A 2735-nucleotide genomic window follows, 5' to 3' on the forward strand; every position below is an offset into this window, starting at 1 on the left:
GTTTAACCCGATTTCTTTAGGGTATTTTATTATCGTCACATGGTTGGCTGGTGTATGTTTACTACTCAACGTAAACGGAGTCTTTTATAAACGGATAGCTGTTATTTCTCTAACATTCTGTGTAATTGTTGCTATATTTATGACTGGATCTAGGGGGCCGTTGATCGTCTTTATCCTAGTCTTTTCAATATTTCTAATAATTGAAGGGAAGCTGATCAAACTATTGCTGTTGTTTTTGATGTTTATTACTTTATCCCCATTTATTTTAGCTGTTGTTTCTGAAGTTAGCTTTATCGATAATATCTCTATATTTGTTGATCGTTTACTCGATGTTGGCTCAAATGAAGATGCGAGTTCTGGTATAAGAATAGCAACATACAGTCAAACGTTAGAACAAATCTCGCTGGCTCCGATGTTTGGTAGTGGATTAGAAGAAAAAAATACAATGTATTATCCTCACAATATTTTTCTAGAGCTATGGATGGTTTTTGGATTAGTTATAGGATCAGTATTCATTGTAGCTTTAATTTTCCCTATCTTTCTATTGGCAAAATATACAAGTAACTTTACTAGAAAAGGCAATGAGTTAATGTGTTTCTTCGCTCTTGTATATATAATATACTTAATGGGTGGCATGTTTAGCGCATCAATTATTTCCGCAAACATTATGTTCCCTTCTTATGTCGCTGTTGTAGTCTTATTTTATAGCTCGGAAAAGTAATAAAAATTAATTGTTAATTTGGAGTGATTTGGTTTGAAATTTATAAATAATTGGGAATTACAGGCTAGAAATGTCCCAATACTAATCCTTTTATTCAATAGGCCAGGTTCAGCACGAGCTTTAATCGATGCATTGAGAGATATTAAGCCTGCCTTTCTATATATAGCATGTGATGGTGCAAGAGAAACGGTTAAAGGGGAAGCCGCCTTAGTACATGATGTTAAAAAAATAGTTGACGAACATATTGATTGGAACTGTCAGATCTTTACACTTTACAATGACCGTAATTTGGGATGTAAATTAGCTGTGAGCTCAGCGATTCAGTGGTTTTTTAGTCATGTTAAAGAAGGGATCGTATTGGAAGATGATTGTATACCTAGTCCCGGCTTTTTTGATTATATTGCATATTATTTGGAAGTATTTCGAAACGAAAAAAAAATTGCGTCAATTGCCGGGCGTCGTGAAATAGAAGCTGATAATAGTTGCGACATACACTTCTCATCCAAGTTCTTTTGTTGGGGGTGGGCAAGTTGGTCAGATCGTATCAACTCAATAGATGTTGAATTTGGCTATCAACCTGACTTACCGCCCTATATTATGGAAAACCTTAGTTTTTGGGAAAGCCGTCATGTAAAAGGAATACATAATCTAATGTTAGATGGTATAGTGAACTCTTGGGCTTACTCTTATGATCTAGTATTTCGATCTTCTCGTCAGCTTCATGTTATCCCACCAGTAAACTTCATTACTAATATTGGTATTGGGTTAGGGACACATGAAACGCGGGAGAAAGAAGATAAGATTTACGTCGAAGATGGAATATTTATAGCAAAAGCCACACCACCAATTGTAAAAAACGATCCACTTGTTAAACTTTATTTTAAAAAAAATTATGGAGTTTTTAAAACTCTACTTTTCCCATATGCATCTCTGATTAAAAGAGTAAAAAAATATTTAGGAATCAAGTAGTGCGATATATAACTCTAAATAATGAAGGCGAACTTATTGCTGATGAAGGGGGAGGTTACTCCCTTGTCGACTACACTAAGCTCGCTAAAGAGGATTTTTCTAAAAATGTTGGAGTCGAATATATTAAATTTGGAATCATATCAGACTATTCCAACGAAATTTTTATTAACTATTATATTCGACAAAAGGAATGGGAATATCTAATTAAAGAAGATGACATTTTAGTTAAATCGAAAGGCAACTCGATCTCACACTTTCTTTGGAATGACCTAGTTGAACGAAAAAATAATCCTCCTCAAAAGAGCAGTAGTCTTATTTTTTTGTTTCCATGGGCTAAATTATTTTTAGCCTGTCTTGTTTGTTTTACCTTAGTTACACTAAGGAAGTTATTTAACTTTAAACGACGGAAAGCAACAGCGAAAAGCATCGCAATTGTTCGTTCTAAAGCTTCACATAGTAAGCTAAGTTTAATAAATGAACAGGAATCGATATTGCTTCTATCAGAAGATATCGTGTATCGTAATAGAAAATTGCAGTCAATGTTTTCTTACTTTTCGTTTGGCCAGTGTTTGATTGCTATGTTTAAATCTATAGGCTCAGCGTTTAGAGACTTTTCGTTTTTAATTAGAGAGGTTGATAGCATTTTTGGGAGTAGAGTTACTGCTAGGATCATTTCCAACTACTCTTTCCGTGTTGCACTGAAATCTATATACGAACAGTTACTTTTTTGTTTTTTAAAGTCAGGATTAGTCTCTGATCTCGTTACTGGTAACAAAGAAGATCGCTTTGCGATGGTTGAGAAGCGTTTGTGCGCGAAATTTGGTGTATGTCTTACATGTATTCCACATGGTTTGGAGTATACTTATAAATTTCCGTCGGGTATTGCAGGGAATGTTTTTTATTGTACATCAGAGAAATCTAAAGAAGTCTTGTCGAAAATCTACCCAACTATACTTTTTGTACATGATGAACACCTTCAAAAGTCATTGTATCAATTGTCAGAACCTGGAAAATATAATAAAGAAGAAATAGTGTTTTTCACTGA

At 34.2% G+C, this 2735-nt stretch carries 3 protein-coding genes; all 3 read left to right on the forward strand.

Going from position 1 to position 2735, the window contains the following annotated elements; genetic code table 11:
* On the forward strand, positions 1 to 721 hold a 721-nt coding region (locus KIV40_RS28075; protein WP_285352482.1), incomplete at its 5' end, for an O-antigen ligase.
* A 33-nt stretch (positions 722 to 754) separates the two neighbouring features.
* The gene (locus tag KIV40_RS28080; protein WP_285352483.1) at positions 755 to 1690 is read left to right on the forward strand and encodes a hypothetical protein; all 936 of its coding nucleotides are present in this window, start codon (positions 755 to 757) and stop codon (positions 1688 to 1690) included.
* Positions 1690 to 2735, forward strand: a 1046-nt coding sequence (locus tag KIV40_RS28085; protein ID WP_285352484.1) for a hypothetical protein, incomplete at its 3' end; no start/stop codon positions are given. The genes KIV40_RS28080 and KIV40_RS28085, both read left to right, overlap by 1 nt.

The sequence above is a fragment of the Vibrio sp. D173a genome (genome assembly GCF_030248475.1).